Origin of the sequence: Vibrio sp. 99K-1 (genome assembly GCF_013114585.1) — a bacterium.
GTDB classification, from domain to species: domain Bacteria; phylum Pseudomonadota; class Gammaproteobacteria; order Enterobacterales; family Vibrionaceae; genus Vibrio; species Vibrio chagasii_B.
This window is the reverse complement of the sequence record NZ_VTXF01000024.1, coordinates 1-18,617: the sequence shown is the minus strand read 5'-3', so window position 1 is coordinate 18,617 and position 18,617 is coordinate 1. Positions and strand designations below refer to the sequence as shown.

The following is an 18,617-nucleotide window of genomic DNA, read 5'->3' as shown; positions in this document are numbered from 1 at the left end:
GAATATAAATAGTCAGCACCAAAGAGTGCAGGGCGGCTAACCCAGAGAAGGAGTTCATCATGTCTGTATCTTTGAGTGATAAAGCAACTGTCGATAATGTTTCAGCGGTAAACCAACAAGCAAGTGCAGCACCAGCGATTGGTGGTGCTGGCCTACGAGGACAAAGCGCGGGCTCGACGGCGCTATGTACGGTTGGCAAATCAGGAACGGGTTTAACTTACCGTGGCTATGACATAACCGACCTTGCGAATCATGCTCAATTTGAAGAAGTAGCACACCTACTATTAAGAGGTCATTTACCCAGCGAAAAAGAGTTAGATGACTACAAAACATTGTTGATTGGTTTACGTGGCTTGCCTCAACCGTTGAAAGACGCTTTAGAGCTTATTCCTGCTGACGCTCACCCTATGGATGTAATGAGAACAGGCTGCTCAATGTTGGGTAACTTAGAGCAAGAATCTGACTTTTCGGAGCAACTATCAGCAACAGAGCGTATGCTTGCGCTTTTCCCTGCCATTATCTGCTATTGGTATCGCTTCAGTCATGATGGAGTGCGTATTGATACACAGGACCAAAGCGAAGCATGCTTGGGTGGTTACTTCTTGAAGATGCTAACGGACAAAGCGCCGAGTGAACTGCATAAGAAGGTGATGCACTGTTCGCTAACGCTTTATGCAGAGCATGAGTTTAATGCCTCTACTTTTGCGGCTCGGGTTTGTGCATCAACACTGTCGGATATCCATTCGTGTGTGACAGCAGCAATTGGTACACTAAGAGGCCCTCTCCATGGTGGTGCGAATGAAGCGGCAATGGAAATGATCCAAGATTGGAAAACCGCCGATGAAGCTGAAGCGAACATCATGAAGATGCTTGCTAATAAAGACAAAATCATGGGCTTCGGTCACGCCATTTATCGCGAGAGCGACCCACGTAACGCGCTAATTAAACTTTGGTCAAAAGAGCTAGCGCAAGAAGTTGGCGACGAGCAGCTTTATGCTGTATCTGAGCGCGTTGAAGCGGTTATGAAGCGTGAGAAAGGCTTGTTCTGTAATGCTGACTTCTTCCATGCTTCTGCCTATCACTTCATGGATATCCCTACCAAACTGTTTACGCCTATCTTTGTGATGAGTCGCCTTACCGGTTGGACGGCACATATATTCGAGCAAAGAGAGAATAACCGCATCATTCGTCCAAGTGCAGACTACACCGGGCCAGAGCATCAAGACTGGTTACCTATTCATTTACGTTAATCCTTCTGTCTCAAGGCGGCTCATATATCGAGTCGTCCTTGAGAACCAATGAATAGAATTTTAGATAATGGTGGATGTATGTCTGATGTGAAAATTGAGAAAACCCCGAGCCTTGATCAAAATATAGGCGTTGAAAATAGCCAATACAGAAAGGCTCTACCGGGAACTGGCTTGGAATATTTCGACGCCCGTGAAGCGGTAGACGCGATATCTCCGGGCAGCTATAAAACCTTGCCTTACACGTCCCGAGTGTTGGCGGAGCAATTGGTAAGACGCTGCGATCCTGAAACCCTAGAAGACAGCTTAAAACAGATCATAGAACGTAAGAGCGACTTAGACTTTCCTTGGTATCCAGCGCGTGTCGTGTGTCATGACATTCTGGGTCAGACCGCTTTGGTTGATTTAGCGGGCTTACGAGATGCGATTGCTGACCAAGGTGGGGATCCAGCCAAAGTAAATCCAGTGGTCGAAACTCAACTGATTGTGGATCACTCTTTAGCTGTAGAACATGCAGGGTTTGACAGCGAAGCGTTTGATAAAAACCGCGCAATTGAAGAGCGTCGCAACGAAGACCGATTTCATTTCATTGAATGGTGTAAAACGGCGTTTAAAAACGTCAGTGTGATTCCTGCAGGTAATGGAATTATGCACCAGATTAACTTGGAGAAAATGTCTCCGGTTATTCAATCTAAACAAGGTATTGCGTTCCCAGATACCTGTGTTGGTACCGATAGTCACACTCCTCACGTTGATGCGCTGGGCGTTATTGCGATTGGTGTCGGTGGTTTGGAAGCCGAGACGGTAATGCTTGGTCGCCCTTCGATGATGCGTTTGCCAGATATCGTGGGCGTAAAACTGACTGGTCAGCGACAAGAAGGCATTACCGCAACCGATATTGTGCTCGCAATTACCGAGTTTCTTCGCAATGAAAGGGTGGTTTCAAGCTACTTAGAATTCTTCGGTGAAGGTGCTCGTGCACTGACCATTGGTGATCGTGCGACTATCTCAAACATGACGCCTGAATACGGTGCGACGGCAGGCATGTTCTACATTGATGAGCAGACCATTCAATACCTTAAATTGACAGGTCGTGATCCTGAACAGGTTGAGTTAGTCGAACTTTACGCAAAGCAAACCGGACTGTGGGCGGATGACCTCGATTCGGCTCAATATGAGCGTGTACTGGAGTTTGATTTATCGAAAGTTGAGCGAAACCTCGCAGGACCTTCGAACCCACATCGCCGTTTACCAACCAGTGAGCTTGCTCAGCAAGGTATCAGCCAAGCTTCTTGGAAAGCGCAACACGCGGAGCAATATAGCGACGAGCAAATGCCAGATGGCGCGGTAATTATCGCCGCGATTACCTCTTGCACTAATACCAGTAACCCAAGAAACGTGGTAGCAGCAGGACTAGTGGCAAAAAAAGCCAATCAACTTGGTCTGGTTCGTAAGCCTTGGGTGAAAACGTCATTTGCTCCAGGATCTAAGGTTGCCAAGCTCTATTTAGAGTCAGCAGGTTTACTTCCAGAACTGGAACAGTTGGGGTTTGGCATTGTCGGTTATGCGTGTACGACTTGTAACGGTATGAGTGGAGCGTTGGATCCTCAAATTCAACAAGAGATCATTGAGCGCGATCTCTATTCCACTGCGGTGTTATCGGGCAATCGAAATTTTGATGGTCGAATCCATCCTTATGCAAAACAAGCCTTTCTAGCCTCACCGCCATTGGTGGTTGCTTATGCCTTAGCGGGTACGATTCGCTTTGATATCGAGAAAGACAGCTTAGGCACTGACAACAATGGTAAACCAATCTATTTAAGTGACTTGTGGCCGAGTGATGCGGAGATCGATGCGGTTGTGGGGGAGCATGTTAAGCCTCAGCAATTCCAACAAATCTACGTGAAAATGTTCCAGCCGGATGGGGAACAGGTAACGACTGAACCGCTTTATGACTGGCGACCTCAAAGTACCTATATTCGTAGACCGCCTTATTGGGAAGGGGCTCTCGCAGGTGAACGAAGCCTATCTGGCATGAGGCCTTTAGCCATTTTAGGTGACAACATCACTACGGATCACCTATCGCCATCAAATGCGATTCTTGCATCAAGTGCGGCAGGTGAGTATCTCGCAAAAATGGACGTTCCAGAAGAAGACTTTAACTCTTACGCGACACATCGTGGCGATCATTTAACCGCGCAACGAGCAACATTCGCCAACCCAAAACTGTTTAACGAAATGGTGAAGGACGCTGGAGAAGTCGTGCAAGGTTCATTAGCCCGAGTTGAGCCCGAAGGGCAGGTTACCCGAATGTGGGAAGCGATAGAAACCTACATGAACCGTAAACAACCTTTGATTGTTGTGGCTGGCGCAGACTATGGACAAGGTTCATCACGCGACTGGGCGGCTAAAGGCGTCCGATTAGCGGGTGTTGAAGTGATTGTTGCTGAAGGTTTTGAGCGAATCCACAGAACCAATTTAGTGGGTATGGGCGTTTTACCTCTGCAATTCAAAGATGGGACGGACCGCAACACCTTACAACTTGATGGTACTGAACTTTACGATGTGTATGGCGACATCCAGGCGGGTTCTGATTTGGCTTTAGTGATCACTCGTAAAAGCGGAGAAAAACTTGATGTGCCAGTGACCTGTAGATTGGATACGGCAGACGAAGTAAGTGTGTATAGCGCTGGTGGCGTATTACAACGCTTTGCCAAAGACTTTCTCGCGCAATAGGAGCCTGTGATGAACATTAAACAGATAAAAGTCCCAGCAACTTATATGCGTGGAGGAACCAGCAAAGGTGTTTTCTTCTGCTTGAATGACTTACCCGAAGCGGTGCAAGTTGCGGGGCCTGCGAGAGACGAGTTTCTTCTACGTGTGATTGGCAGCCCAGATCCTTATGGTAAGCAAACTGATGGTATGGGAGGCGCGACCTCCAGTACCAGTAAAACCGTCATCGTGTCGAAGAGTGATAAAACCGATCACGATGTTGACTACCTCTTTGGTCAAGTAGCAATAGACAAGCCATTTGTCGATTGGAGCGGTAACTGCGGTAATTTGTCTGCGGCGATTGGTCCATTCGCCATTCATACTGGATTAGTTGATTCAAGCCGTATTCCTGAAAACGGTGTGGTCGAAGTGCGAGTATGGCAAGTTAATATCGAGAAAACCATTATTGTTCATGTGCCTATCGTGGACGGTGAAGTTCAAGAGTTGGGGGATTTTGAACTTGATGGTGTCACTTTCCCCGCCGCAGAAATTCAGGTCGATTTTCTAGATCCAGCTGACGCGAGTGGGTCGATGTTTCCGACAGGGAATGTTGTCGATTTTTTAGATGTTCCGGAGTTAGGTTGCATTAAAGCGACTTATATTAATGCAGGAATTCCAACGATTTTTGTTGATGCTGAATCGGTCGGATATCTAGGAACAGAGCTTCAATCCGATATCAACAGCGATCCAAAAGCCTTGGCACTGTTCGAGTCTATACGAGCACATGGTGCAGTTGCGATGGGACTTATTGATTCGCTAGAACAAGCTGAATCGCGCCAGCACACGCCAAAGGTCGCCTTTGTTGCCAAGCCTCAAGCGTATCAAGCTTCAAGTGGCAAGTCAGTTGCTGTGGATGATACTGACCTGCTGGTACGTGCTCTGTCTATGGGGCAGTTGCATCACGCCATGATGGGCACAGCCGCGGTTGCGATTGCTTCAGCTGCGAGTGTTCCGGGCACGCTAGTGAATTTAGCGGCGGGAGGAGGCTCTCGTGACTTTGTGACTTTTGGGCACCCATCAGGAACATTGAAGGTAGGTGCTAAAGCGCTAGAGACAGAAAGTGGATGGAAAATTGAGAGGGCGATTATGAGTCGTAGTGCCCGAGTGATCATGGAAGGTGCCATTCGTGTGCCTTTTCCCAAGTAAAGCGATTGTTGTGTTCGGTTAAATGTTCCGAATACAACGCTGAGAAAAGAGCGCAATCAAGTGCTACTGCCAAAGGGCAGGCGCTTGGAAAATGGATGAATCATGGAGGTGGCACTATGTCTGCTACAAATCGAATGAATAGAGAAACGGATTACATCACCGAGTATCAATGGGCGAAGGAAGATCCCAATTCGTTCTGGGAAACGCAAGCACAAGCAATAGATTGGTTTGAAACACCAAAAACGATATTACAAGCTGACGATAATGGTATTGAACGCTGGTTTCCGGATGGGGTGATGAATACTTGTTGGCTGGCTTTGGATTATCATTGTGAAAATGGCCGAGGTGACAATACCGCGCTGATTTACGACTCTCCGGTTACCGGATCTCAATCCTCGTACACTTACAATCAATTGCGTAACCAAGTGGCTAAAGTCGCTGGGATGTTAGCCACGCAAGGCGTTACCAAAGGTGATCGTGTGGTGATCTACATGCCAATGATTCCTGAAGCGGCAATGGCAATGTTGGCTTGCGCTCGACTAGGAGCGGTTCACTCGGTTGTGTTTGGCGGATTTGCTCCTCATGAGCTTGCCGTTCGAATTGAGGATGCCGAGCCAAAGGTGTTGATTACTGCATCTTGTGGTGTTGAGATTAACAAGGTGCTGCCATATAAACCGATGGTCGATCGCGCAATCATGGACAGCCGCTGGAAGCCTGAAAAAGTGGTGGTATTCCAAAGAGAGCAGTCACTAGCCGAATTGAACAACGAACGCGATGTACTTTGGCAACAAGCCGTTGAGGATGCCTTGCCAAATGTGTGTGTGCCTGTTCTAGCAACAGACCCACTATATATCCTGTATACCTCTGGCACGACAGGCAAACCAAAAGGGGTTGTACGTGATAATGGTGGTCATGCGGTTGCGTTGAAATACTCGATGAGCACTATCTACGATATGCCGCAAGATGGTGTGTTTTGGGCAGCTTCTGATGTCGGTTGGGTCGTTGGGCATTCCTATATTGTGTATGCGCCATTGATTCATGGTTGTACGACCATTTTGTTTGAAGGCAAGCCAGTACGAACGCCAGATCCCGGCGCATTTTGGCGCGTGTGTGAAGAATACAAAGTCGATGTATTGTTTTCTGCGCCAACCGCATTTCGAGCGATAAAGAAAGAAGATCCCGCAGGTGAGTTACTTAGCAAGTATGACTTATCATCACTCAAGTCGATTTTCATGGCAGGAGAGCGTTTAGACCCACCAACGTTGGACTGGGTTGAATCTCAGACGAATAAACCAGTTATCGACCATTGGTGGCAAACTGAGACTGGTTGGGCTATCTCAGCTAATCCTACAGGACTTGAGTCTTTGCCTGTGAAGGCGGGTTCTTCAACTAAACCTGTGCCGGGTTATCAAGTGGAGATCCTCAATGAGTTGGGTGAGCCTGCACAAGCTAATCAACAAGGTTTTGTCGCACTTAAACGACCACTTCCACCTGGTTGCTTACCGACGGTATGGCGCAACCACGATAGGTTTGAGTCGGGTTATTTAAGCCAATTCCCAGGCTATTACGTCTCGGGGGATGGCGGTTACCTTGATGAAGACGGCTATCTATTTATCATGGGCCGTATCGACGATGTGATAAATGTGGCGGGGCACCGTTTGTCTACGGGTGAAATGGAAGAAATTGTTGGCGGTCACCCAGCCATTGCTGAATGTGCTGTGGTTGGGATTCACGATGAGCTTAAAGGTCAGCTACCGCTCGGGCTAGTTGTGTTAAAAGACGGTGTGAAGGTGGATGGCGATGACCTTCAAGCGGAGCTCGTCGGTAAGGTTCGAAATGAGATTGGTGCGGTTGCATGTTTCAAGCAAGCTTTAGTAGTCGAGCGATTGCCTAAGACGCGTTCTGGTAAGATCTTGCGAAGAACCATACGTCAAATTGCAGAAGGTGAACAATACGTAGTACCTTCGACGATTGATGACCCAACAAGCTTAACTGAGATTGCACAAAAGCTCGGAAAATAGGGCTGAGGTTCATTTGATACAGGTTAATAGGCGATCTGATGGGATCGCCTTTTTTGTGTCTGGGGAGAGAACCCTGGCTCACAAAGCACTTAGTGTTTCGTTATGTATAAATTTGGTTATACATAGCCGGTCATTATGTTTCATCTAAACTCGCGTTTATTTATCTTGTTCGTTCGTCTGCCTAATATGGCGTCAATCCAAACGAAGAACGAAGCGAGACTCCTATGACATTCACTAAACCTTTTCTTTTAGCGACACTGATTGTGACTCTTTCTGGCTGTGCATCACCGGCAATGGATAACGAAAATGAGAATGCTGCACGAAATCGTGGTGCGGTAGGCGGTGCGTTACTAGGAGCGACAGCGGGTGCACTGACTGGAGATGCAAGCTTGGCCGTTAAAGGTGCTGCGTTGGGTGGTGTTACTGGTGGTGTCGCGGGGTCAATGAAGGATACGGATGATGCGAGAAATGCTCAGCGAACTCAAGTGACTGCTGATGGCTTGTCGCAAGATAACCGCACTGAGGCGGAGAAGCGAGTCGCTGAAGTTGAAGCGGAAATTAAGTTAATTGAGCTGGAGCAGCAGCTTGCTGAGCTCAAGGAAGGCAAAGACGAGAAAAAAGGCGACGGTGCATAACGCTCGACTCTTGCCCAATAGGTTTAACAACCATCCCATCTCAACGCGAATGACCACAACAACGTGGTCATTTTTGTATCTAAAATACACGGTTCAAACAACGAATTAATTCAATCACTTGTATAGCTAGTGATGGCAAGTAAACTAGACTCTGTTTAGATAATTAATTGGGCTGAGAACCGTACTCATAATGAACGTCACACTAAGAGCTGCAAAGCACACCGATCTAGAGCAACTTAATGAGTTGATGTTTGATCTTCACCATCACCATCATATTGCTTGTCCTGAGCACTTTAAGACGGCTGAAGAGATCGAGCAGGAAAAGAGTATTGCAAGGTACTTAGATGATCCAGAGTGCCTAGTGTATGTGGCGCTCAAAGGGCAGCTAATTGTCGGGTTCATTTCAGGACACTTTTGTGAGCTTATCTCCACAGTGAGTAAGCCGGTTCAGATGGGGAGTGTCGATGAGCTTTTTGTTTTACCGGAATACCGAAAAGCGGATGTTGCACAGGCGTTGTTTAAGTGTATCGAATCCACTTTCGAAGACTATGGTGTAACGCAAGTGTTCGTCGAGGTTTGGGACTTTAACTCTTCTGCCAAGGACTTCTATCAAAAAATGGGGTTCACACCTCACATTCAATGGATGAGAAAGGCTTTGCACAAAACATAGACAGCGATTCTTTGCGTGTTTCATTACAATAGTTCAACTGCGATAGCAGTCTCCATTTCTTCTATTCTTTGTAGGTAAATTCGTTGGCTATTCGATATCTATTGATTTTTATTATTTCTCTGTTGAGTACTACTCCCGCTTTGGCAAACAACACCTTGCCTGATCATATTGCGGGCGCCTTGTGTGTAGTACGTGCTGACAATCAAATTGTGCTAGTTGATGAGCTGATCACGGGGCAATTGTCTCTCCCAGGAGGCACCGTAGTCGCCGGTGAATCACCTGCTATCGCAGCGCAGCGCGAAACCTGGGAAGAAGCGGGGCTATCCGTAACGGTTGGTAATGTACTTGGTTACACAGACAGCGCTGTTATTTATGATTGTATCTCAGATTCTGAGGTGATCAGTTATCAAGCTCGAAACGAGATAGGTGGCTTTGAATTACCTATTTGGTTTGCTCCGCATTATGGCGTCGAAGTGAGCAGGGCGATGTTGCTTCCTCCTACTTCGCTACCAGCAAATGAATACCGCTACCCAGAACAGTGGTCTGAGATTAATGAGCTGTTTCTTTCGGCGACAAACCAGCCTGTGACTTATGTGACGGAGCTGGTGGGTGCAGCGCCAAAAGTTCATCAAGTTGAACTAGGTTGGATTGTCTCGCTGCAAAACATGTTCGATAACTTACCTAGTATCTTTTCTAATACGCTTCTATTGACCGATCTACTCGCAAAACCGTGGGCTTTCATTGTGATTTTGCCATTAATCGCTTGGCATTTTGGTCGCAACTTTGCGTTGAAGTTCGGTTTCACCTTGATATCAGTGACACTACTGACTTTGATAGCGCACCAAGGGTTTGGTTTCCCACGTCCACACGCTTATCTCCCAACATTGAAATTAGTGATGAGCAGTGGTTATAGTTTTCCAAGTTTGTTGGCAGCGCTTTGGGTGAGTTTAACTTTGTTGGTGCTGTGGAAACTAAAACGTCTTTTTGAGCAGAAGTCGATACTGATTGTACTTGCCGGGCTACTTTGGATTATGCTGTTTAAAGCTTATACGGGCAGTGCATTTTTCAGTGATGTGTTGATGGGCGGTTTGTTAGGTGCCTTAACGACTTGGCATATAGTGAGACTTGATAGTAAACCCGATGTTGATATTAGTGTGCTACTGAGCTCCAAAGGCGTGTGGTGGGGCTTATGCCTACTATCAATCGTACTTACAGTTATTTGGCCATTGCCAACGTTCTCATTCTGGGTCGCTATTTTAATGACCATTGCTTGCCTGGTGACGCTAACGGACTCTAAACCTTTAATCGGTCAATTCTCGTTTAAGGTTGTACTAGGCGTGATGGCGATGTTGCTTGCGGGAAATCTATTGATTAGCTGGGCTGGGAGCTTTGTTTCATTTAGTGGCATCGCTTCATTTGTTGTTGAGACATTACGCTTCCCAATTTTGATTTTGTTTGGTGTTGTGGCATTTCGTTTGCCTTGGGCAAGAAAATAGTCGAACGATACTTGTTAACTACAAAAAGGCTGTGCATTGCACAGCCTTTTTAATGTCTACGATACCAGTCGAATGATTACGAGTTAAAGATAAACTTTTCAATCGCAACGGCTACGCCATGATTGTCGTTGCTTGCTGTGATGTGATCTGCCAGTTTCTTGGTTTCTTCCATCGCGTTCTCCATTGCAATGCCCAGACCCGCGTATTCAAGCATATGGTGGTCATTTTCAGCGTCGCCCATACAGATTACTTCTTCGGCTGTAATGCCTAAGTGTTTTGCAATGGCTTCAATACCAACACCTTTGTTCGAGTTCGGATTTAGGAACTCTAAGAAAAAAGGTGCGCTCTGAACAATAGTAAACTGATTCTTAAGCTGTTGTGGCAATTTACTGATGATGTCTGTCAGTTTCGTTGGCTCAGCAACAATCATGGTTTTAATGATTTCGTGGTCGTCTTCCAACTGAGAAAAATCGAATTCGGTAATATCTAAGCCGTTAATGCGCGCCTCAATGCCGGTGTATTCGTTGTTCTCTGGTGTAATTAAACCATGAACTTTGCTGAACGCATGGACATAGCCACCAAGCTGTTCGGCAAGTGCAGCGATTTCTTTTGCTGCTTTACCATTACTGATCTCGCTATGAATGATCTCTTTTGTTGATACATTCTGAACCATAGAGCCATTGTAGAAGAGTACAAAGTCATCCTCGCCGTTAATTGAAAGCTCATCGAGTTTGCTTTGCATGCCTTCTAAAGGGCGGCCAGAAGCCAGAACGACTTTCACACCCGCAGCGCGAGCTTTAGCAATTGCATCTTTGTTCTCTTGAGAAATCACTTTGTCACTGTTGAGAAGTGTACCGTCCATATCAAGAGCAATCAGTTTGTACATGTTGTTCCTTACTAAAAATTAAAAGCTAACGAAATCTAATGGGCGAAAGGATAAGGGAACTTGAAACTTCAGGCTAGGGCTTTGATCAACTGATTTATCAGTACTCATTTGTTTGACCAAGAGGGGTAAGTGCTTTAAGGTCTGCGGTTGATTAATTTCATCAAATGATTGAGCTGAGGGAAAGTTGTACAAGATTAACGAAATGTTTGAAACCATCCAGGGTGAGGGCGTGTTTACCGGCGTTCCTGCTGTTTTTGTTCGTCTGCAAATTTGCCCTGTAGGCTGTTCTTGGTGTGATACCAAACAGACATGGGAAGCTTTGCCACAAGACGAGACTAGCCTTGGTGATATCATGGTTAAGACAGAGGATTCACCGACTTGGTCTTCTATTGATGCTCAAGGAATCGTCAATGAATATATCAAGCAAGGTTACACGGCTAAACACATTGTGATTACAGGTGGTGAGCCATGTATTTATGATCTTGTCCCTCTTACTGAAGCATTTGAGAAACACGGCTGTCGCTGCCAAATTGAGACTAGCGGTACATCCGAAGTCAAAGCGACACCTGACACCTGGGTTACGGTGTCACCTAAAGTGGCAATGAAAGCGAAGCTGGAAATCTTAGACAGCGCTCTACAGCGTGCTAACGAGATTAAGCACCCAGTAGGAACAAGTAAGGACATCGAGCAACTTGATGGTTTACTGGAACGAGCAGAAGTATCTGACGATACTGTGATTGCTCTACAACCAATTAGCCAAAAAGATCGTGCGACGAAGCTTTGTATTGATACCTGCATTGAGCGCAATTGGCGCTTATCAATTCAAACTCATAAGTACTTGAGCATCGCATAGTTTGTGACTTTGTAGAGTACTTAACCGTTGTAGAAAGCTCGTCAGTTTTAGGTAGGAATGGAAATGAAAAAAGCAGTTGTAGTATTTAGTGGTGGTCAAGACTCAACCACGTGTCTAGTTCAAGCATTAAAAGAGTATGACGAAGTTCATGCGATTACGTTTGACTACGGTCAGCGTCATAAACTCGAGATTGAAGTCGCTGAATCATTAGCTAAAGAGTTAGACGTGAAAGCGCACAAAGTGATGGATGTGACTCTATTAAATGAGCTAGCTATCAGCTCTTTAACTCGTGACGATATTCCTGTTTCTCATGAACTGCAAGAGAACGGTTTACCAAACTCGTTTGTTCCTGGTCGCAATATTCTTTTCTTAACACTGGCTGGCATTTACGCGTACCAAATTGGCGCTGAAACGGTGATTACCGGTGTGTGTGAAACAGACTTCTCTGGTTACCCTGATTGTCGCAATGACTTTGTAAAAGCGATGAACTCTGCGTTAGTTCAAGGTATGGATAAGCAGCTGGATATCAAAACACCACTAATGTGGCTAAACAAGGCTGAAACTTGGGCCTTAGCCGATCAATACTCAGCACTTGAGCTAGTGCGCAATAAAACCCTGACTTGTTACAACGGCATCATCGGTGATGGTTGTGGTGATTGTCCAGCGTGTGAATTACGTAAAGTCGGCCTCAATGATTACCTCGGTGACCGCGAAAGCATCATGGCTGAGTTGGTTCGCAAACAGGCTGAGAATAAATAACTTCTGGTAAATCAATAGGCTCGTTATAGGCATCGATGATGCAGTTTCGGCCGTTGCTCTTTGCTTGATACAACGCTTGATCAAGAACTGAATACAAGTCATCAAAGTCACTTAATGCGTTTGAGGTTGCTAAGTAAGCAAAACTCGCGGTTACATTAAGTGGCTTTTTACTTTCTGATAAGAAGACCGTGCTTGATATGGCGTAGTGCAACTCTTCAACACGCTCTCGTACTTCAGCAGGTTTTGTGTCGGTCAGCATGATCACAAACTCCTCACCACCTAAACGACCAAACAATTCACCATTCATTAAGTGTTTTCTTATTTGCTGGCTAACATGAACGAGTGCTCTGTCGCCAGTAGGGTGACCATGTTGGTCATTTATCTTTTTAAACTTATCTAGGTCAAGCAAAACAAGAACGTGTTGCTTGTCCTTGCCTTGACAGCGTTTTACTCGCTTAATTCTTCGTATTATTTCGGTGCGACCGTACGCCTTTGTCATTACGTCAATGGCTGCTTTTGCACGAACGGTTCTGTTTACCAATACTGTAAAGCTCGCTGCACATAACAATAGGATCACGGTGATGTTGTACATCCACCTTTGATGTTCCATCTTTTCAATTTGAATGCGGTCGAGTTTCGTCTGATGTGCCAGAAAGGAGTTTTCCAACTCTTGTTCATATTTAGCGTGAGTTAGGTCTAGTGCTTCAAAGGCTAACCGGTTATCAATATCTCGTGCTTCCATCTGTATGGACGAGTAACGTTGGTAAAAGTAAAACGCTTGCTGGTAATCGCCCAGTGATTGATGAATATCAGAAAGCTGAAGAAGGGATTCTGCGATGTACTTATGCCTTGTAACTTGTTCGGCTAGCGCTAGAGCTTGTTGGGCATAATTGAGTGCTTCTTTCATTAACTTCCGATCTTCGAACATATTGCTGATTGCTAAGTAAGCGTTGATTCGAATGACATTATTGTTGAGCTCGCTGGAAGCAGAAAGAGCGTCGACTAAATAGCTTCTTGCTAGATCATAGTCATTGGTTTGTGTGTACGCTTTACCCAAACCAAGATTGGTTAGAGCGATGCCGTAGTTATGATATGAGGTACTCAGTAGTACTTTAGCTTGCTTAAAATGGGTAATCGCTAAATCATTTTCCCCTTGATTCAGATATAGGTCAGCTAAGCTGTGGTGTACTTGAGCTTTCATTAAATCTGAAGCATCAGCTCTGAGTGCTAGCGCTTCTGTCAAGTACTGCGCCGATTTATCGTATTGCTTTAGTTCTTTGAGCAAATTACCCACATCATTGTAGATTCCAGAAATATCATGCCCTTGTGGAAATAAGTTAATCAATGCTAGATAGGTGTTTAGCGCTGCTTGATAGTCACTACGGAAATGGTGATTGTTGGCGATGACTCGATAAGTCCCAAATTTTGGCAATACAGGGTCGGCGATGTTATGCAGATCGGATTGAAGAGCTGAGCAGTAATAGTTTGCTTGATGGTACTTCGCTTGCTCGTTCAGGGATCGGCATAGTTGGTATTTCAGTAGCGCTCTTCCGGTTAAATCGCTGCGCGATTGCATCTTCGCTAACAGGGTCAAAAAGCCTTGCTGTGCCTCTTCATATTGACCTTTGCCGTCTTTCATCAGCGCAGAAAGAAACGCATTTTCAATTGCCTGGTATTCGCTGTCATTGGAAGCTATGCCATAGAAGGGTTGATCGCGATGACTCATGTATTGATAGAGGAGAGATGATAGGTAAAGCTTATCACCGTAAACAGTCGAGCTCGTATAGCGTGTTTGCAGCATGTTTAACGCACGTTCAGGAGAGTGCTTCAAAGTCGATAGGTAAAGTGCATTCCAATCAGCGTTTGGAGTGTTTATATCAGATGCGCTTGGCAAAGTGATAGGTGAGTCTAAAGAGAGACTTGGACTAACTGGTTGGCTGTGTGTAACAAAACTAACCAAAAATATAAAGCTAAAGAAAAGAGAACGTGTCACAAGAAGCTATCAAGTAGATAAAGAACGATATTCTATGATTAGTTTGATCTTGCTTCAATTTTTGAGGGGTGTTTGTGGCAGGGATTGCGAACGGGATCTCTAATTTATTTAGTTTTATCAGAGAGATATCGGCCGTACAATTTGCACGGCCGATACTTGAAATTAGATGTATAATTTCGCTAGGTCAGAAGGCTCAAGCTCTTTGCCTTCTAGAGATTCGTTCCAGTTAACACCGACTAGTACGCCATCTTCAGCAAGAGTTAGTAGCCAATCTTCGACAAAGATGTCTAGTGGAATTTCTAGTACTTCAAAGTCAGCCCACTCTTCAACGTTGTGAGTTTGAGCATCTTCTTTTGAAGACCAGAAAGGCATCACTTCGCTGTTTTCGAATTCACTTGAGTCACATGCTAGCCAACCTTCTTCGTTGCGAAGGCCCCATACCAGTTTAGTTTCTTGTGTTTCAGAAACGAAAAGTTCTAGATTTGCTTGAGTATCAGCTGTTAGTTTGCTCATGGATTAATTCTCTATGTTGATAACGTGGCAAGATTAACATTATAGACGGCTTAGGTATATGCTATTCAAGGAATTATAACCATACTGAAACGTGAACTTAAGATAACGTTTCAGTATGGTTAAAGTAGGGAGGGTTACTTCTTAATCTTAGTGAAAATATGCCATTCTTCTTTGATATTGCCTTTAAACCCGGCAACGGACGCAACGACTTTACGGTGAAGGGCATGGTTGATTTCAGTGTCATTGCTACTGAACTCAGAATCACCATGACCAACGATATTGACTCTAGAAGGTTGGATACCGTTACTGATAAGTGCGCGTCTAACGTTGGCAGCACGTTCTTTTGACAGCATTAGGTTGTGCTCGGCATTGCCTACCTTACTGGCGTAACCTTGCAATTCAATAGTGGTGCTTTCATAACGCTTCAAGAAGGCAGCCATTTGGCGTATCTGATTGAGGAAAGCAGGGTTAATTTCAGTTGAGTTATTGGCGAAGAGTATATGGAGCTCTTTCTTCTCCGATGACTCGAAATATGAACCACAACCGTCGTTATCTATTTCTGCACCAATCTGCGTATCGGCACACAAATCACGCGCATTGATTACGCCGTCGTTGTCGTCATCTTGTAGATCGTAAATTTGAGTGACAGGCGGAAGCGCACGATACTCAAATTCATCTTCATTGTTGTCAGCTAAAGCATGGGTAGATACAACCATGAAGCAAAGCGATAAAACTGTGTTTGTTAGCTTCATTAATATTCCACCTTTTCATTCCATTCTTCAGGGATCTCAACTCGTAAGCCAGTAAGTAGATTACCAGTTGCGTTCATAACGCGATATTTTGCGTATTGCTCGTCATACTTGGCATCTAAATAGCCTTTACGAGCTTCAAACAATTCATTCTCTGTATTGAGCAAGTCGAGTAGGGTTCGTTTACCGATGCGGTATTGTTTCTCATATGAAATAACCGTATCTGATGCCGAGTCTACGTGGTCAGATAGGAATTCTTTTTGCTGGACCGTCAAATCCAGAGCACTCCAGGAAAGGCGTAAACTCTCTTCAACATTGCGGTACGTGCTCTCACGAAGATCCTTGGCTTTGTTCAGTTGGTACGCGGCACTTTCAGCGCGGTCTTGATCTGAACCACCATTATAAAGATTGTATCTTAAGCGAACCATCGCGGAGAATTCATCACTACTCCCTTCTGTACCTCCGGCATCATCACGCCAGGTTTGCGCTGCTTCAAAAGACACTGTTGGGTAGTTGGTGCTTTTCGACTGCTTATACTGAAACTTTGCTGAATCAACGTCGGCTTGAGCTATCTTGATCACAGGGTGTTGATTGAAGGCTTTTGCTAGGGCGCCATCAACAGTGTATGGAATAGCACCAGCATCGGCGCGAGGAAAGGTTAGACCTAGCGGAGATTGTCCGACAAGTCGCTTAAATTGAGTGTGAGTGTCAAACAAGTTATTTTGAGCTGCGAGTAAGTTACCATGTGCTTTAGCAATACGAGCTTCTACTTGAGACATATCTGCTGTCGAGCCAATTCCTGACTCCACGCGCTTACGAATATCGCTGTATATCTCTTTGTGTGTCGCTAGGTTACTTTCAGAGAGAGAAAGAACTTCATAGGCCTTAACTGCATCAAGGTAGACTTTCGTTACTTCTAATGCGATGTCTTGCGCGTTAGACAGTAATTGATAGCGAACAGACTCAGCGTCTGCTGCAGTACGGTCGATATCATTTGATGTGTTTGAGCCATCCCATATCAATTGGGTTAACGTAATTGTCGCTTCTTTGCGAGTGAGGTCAGTTGTATCGGCGTTCGTGGCAAGGTCCGTGTGCTCATAACCAATACCTCCATCTAAATCGATACTTGGTCGGTAGGCTCCCCCTGATGCATCATTCAAGTAACGTTTACTAATATACTCGTTGTAAGCACTTTTGATTTCAGGGTTACTTTCTAAAGTAAATGCTACAGCCTGCTCTAAGGTTTGTGCGCCAGCCGGCAAACTCAGCGCTATCGCTAATCCTAATGTTGTTGCTTGAATGCAATTCAATTTCCATCTCCCCAAATGGACTGACACCGAAATATGAGCTTTACTTGATAAAGACACAAAATTTAGGTGAACCGCCAAAAAAATAACGTTCGCTCTAGAAGCTGCCGTAAATGGTTGTAAATTTGTTAACCGATCATCGTGCGTTTTATTTTGATTTTGAGCACTGAAATCTTTTATTTGTATTCGAATTATCTTTCGCTGACACAATAACTTATATTGATGTTTTAGGCACCTGAATTGTTACTTGTTGTGAGCATTGTCATTACCTTGCATCTAAGGTTGTTAAATAATGGAATCATAACTATGAATGATGTGTTTTTAGATGTTATATTCTAACTAATATTATAAAAAGATGTCACTATTTTGACGTTGATGACAAAAGATGGTTTTTAGGGGTTAATATGGACATGACGACTTTGAATTTGGCTGGCGCACTAGCACTGGGCCAGCGCATTGTTATTTCAACAGATGGCACGATTAAAGTCCTAGAAGAAGGCGAGCCACTTCAGGCGGGAGATGTCATCTTAGAATCTCTTAATGAATCAAATAGCCCTGAAGTTTCCGCGAAGCGATTCTCACCAGAAGATGGTGAGATTGAACTCGACCAAGATATTGCTGATATATTCGCAGCCTTAGAAGAAGGTCAAGACCCTGCAGAATTAGGCGAAGAGTTCGCAACCGCTGCTGGTCAAAATGGTTCTAGCTTAGGTACTAGTGGTACAATTGAGCGAGATGGCGAAGAAACGATCCCTGGTACTGATTTCGTCACTACAGGTTTCGAAGCGTTGGGTATGTCTCGTACACAAAGCTTGAGCCTGCTTGATGCTTATCGTTTTATCTCAGAATCTTCAACCCAATCAAATACAGCCCCTTTATTTGCAGATTCAAACAATGTAGCCATGGGTGACACGATATCTTTATCGACTGATGAAGATACCCCAGTCAGCGGTACATTGAGTGCTTTTGATGGCGATAATGACACTCTTTCTTTTGCTATTTCTAAACCGCCGGCAAACGGAACCATCACTTTAAACAGTGATGGTAGTTGGACATACACCCCAAATAATGATTTCAATGGTGACGATAGTTTCTCGGTCGTTGTATCCGATGGCCAAGGTGGTACTGATACGATCACTGTGAATGTTGGCGTTAACCCTGTCAACGATACCCCACTCATTACAGATGCAAATGGCAACCCACTTGGCGACAATATAGCCGTAACTACTGATGAAGACACACCAGTCAACGGTAGCATTTCAGCATCTGACACTGATGGTGATTCATTAAACTTCTCTAAAGGCACTGAACCATCCAACGGCACCGTTGTTGTAGATGAAGACGGCAACTGGACCTACACGCCAAACGAAAATTACAACGGCAATGATAGCTTCACTGTTGTTGTTAGCGATGGAAATGGCGGAACAGACACTATTACTGTTGAGGTTGGTGTGTTGCCTGTTGATGACGTGACCACAGTGAGCTTGTCAGCGGATGCGTCAGTCACCGAAGGCGAGAACATCACCTACACGGCGACACTGACGAATCCTGCGGATGGCGCGGTGACGGT

General features: G+C 45.0%; 15 protein-coding genes. 10 read left to right on the top strand and 5 right to left on the bottom strand.

The features are described 5' to 3' along the window. Positions 1–59: 59 nt before the first annotated feature. From prpC to F0228_RS18230, 7 genes are all read left to right on the top strand, one after another. Positions 60–1,250 (top strand): 2-methylcitrate synthase, encoded by a 1,191-nt coding sequence (prpC, locus tag F0228_RS18260; protein ID WP_116872007.1) that lies wholly within the window; start codon positions 60–62, stop codon positions 1,248–1,250. A 78-nt stretch (positions 1,251–1,328) separates the two neighbouring features. Next, on the top strand, positions 1,329–3,983 hold the full coding sequence (gene acnD, locus F0228_RS18255; RefSeq protein WP_171762602.1) for a Fe/S-dependent 2-methylisocitrate dehydratase AcnD: 2,655 nt from the start codon (positions 1,329–1,331) through the stop codon (positions 3,981–3,983). 9 nt (positions 3,984–3,992) lie between these two features. Next, positions 3,993–5,165 (top strand): 2-methylaconitate cis-trans isomerase PrpF, encoded by a 1,173-nt coding sequence (gene prpF / locus F0228_RS18250; RefSeq protein WP_116872009.1) that lies wholly within the window; start codon positions 3,993–3,995, stop codon positions 5,163–5,165. Between the two features lie 116 nt (positions 5,166–5,281). Beyond that, positions 5,282–7,186 (top strand): propionyl-CoA synthetase, encoded by a 1,905-nt coding sequence (locus tag F0228_RS18245; protein WP_171762601.1) that lies wholly within the window; start codon positions 5,282–5,284, stop codon positions 7,184–7,186. Positions 7,187–7,410: 224 nt separating this feature from the next. After that, positions 7,411–7,821 (top strand): glycine zipper domain-containing protein, encoded by a 411-nt coding sequence (locus F0228_RS18240; protein ID WP_061033471.1) that lies wholly within the window; start codon positions 7,411–7,413, stop codon positions 7,819–7,821. Between the two features lie 190 nt (positions 7,822–8,011). Then, the gene (locus F0228_RS18235) at positions 8,012–8,491 is read left to right on the top strand and encodes a GNAT family N-acetyltransferase (RefSeq protein WP_171762600.1); all 480 of its coding nucleotides are present in this window, start codon (positions 8,012–8,014) and stop codon (positions 8,489–8,491) included. A gap of 83 nt (positions 8,492–8,574) precedes the next feature. Next, on the top strand, positions 8,575–9,987 hold the full coding sequence (locus F0228_RS18230; RefSeq protein ID WP_171762599.1) for a phosphatase PAP2 family protein: 1,413 nt from the start codon (positions 8,575–8,577) through the stop codon (positions 9,985–9,987). A gap of 76 nt (positions 9,988–10,063) precedes the next feature. Here the strand turns inward: F0228_RS18230 and F0228_RS18225 are convergent, their stop codons facing one another. Beyond that, positions 10,064–10,873, bottom strand: a complete 810-nt coding sequence (locus F0228_RS18225; protein ID WP_171762598.1) for a Cof-type HAD-IIB family hydrolase — start codon at positions 10,871–10,873, stop codon at positions 10,064–10,066. 184 nt (positions 10,874–11,057) lie between these two features. Here F0228_RS18225 and queE point away from each other — a divergent pair, with 184 nt between their 5' ends. Further along, positions 11,058–11,726 carry a 7-carboxy-7-deazaguanine synthase QueE gene (gene queE, locus F0228_RS18220; RefSeq protein ID WP_308507424.1) on the top strand — a complete coding sequence of 223 codons (669 nt, stop codon included), beginning with the start codon at positions 11,058–11,060 and terminating at the stop codon, positions 11,724–11,726. Positions 11,727–11,789: 63 nt separating this feature from the next. Continuing rightward, a complete protein-coding gene (gene queC, locus F0228_RS18215; RefSeq protein WP_171762597.1) occupies positions 11,790–12,485 on the top strand; it encodes a 7-cyano-7-deazaguanine synthase QueC in 696 nt (231 codons plus the stop codon). Here queC and F0228_RS18210 read toward each other — a convergent pair. From F0228_RS18210 to F0228_RS18195, 4 genes are all read right to left on the bottom strand, one after another. Continuing rightward, positions 12,445–14,478, bottom strand: a complete 2,034-nt coding sequence (locus F0228_RS18210; RefSeq protein ID WP_171762596.1) for a diguanylate cyclase — start codon at positions 14,476–14,478, stop codon at positions 12,445–12,447. The genes queC and F0228_RS18210 overlap by 41 nt on opposite strands. Before the next feature lie 162 nt (positions 14,479–14,640). Then, a complete protein-coding gene (locus F0228_RS18205) occupies positions 14,641–14,991 on the bottom strand; it encodes a DUF2750 domain-containing protein (RefSeq protein WP_004738289.1) in 351 nt (116 codons plus the stop codon). A 134-nt stretch (positions 14,992–15,125) separates the two neighbouring features. Beyond that, complete coding sequence (locus tag F0228_RS18200) at positions 15,126–15,743, bottom strand: OmpA family protein (RefSeq protein WP_061033465.1); 618 nt, start codon at positions 15,741–15,743, stop codon at positions 15,126–15,128. Continuing rightward, the gene (locus tag F0228_RS18195) at positions 15,743–17,008 is read right to left on the bottom strand and encodes a TolC family outer membrane protein (protein ID WP_061033501.1); all 1,266 of its coding nucleotides are present in this window, start codon (positions 17,006–17,008) and stop codon (positions 15,743–15,745) included. The genes F0228_RS18200 and F0228_RS18195 overlap by 1 nt, the downstream gene beginning before the upstream one ends. A gap of 443 nt (positions 17,009–17,451) precedes the next feature. On the opposite strand from F0228_RS18195, the gene F0228_RS18190 reads away from it, so the two are divergent. Beyond that, the coding region (locus tag F0228_RS18190) for a tandem-95 repeat protein (RefSeq protein WP_171762595.1) at positions 17,452–18,617 on the top strand (1,166 nt) is incomplete at its 3' end.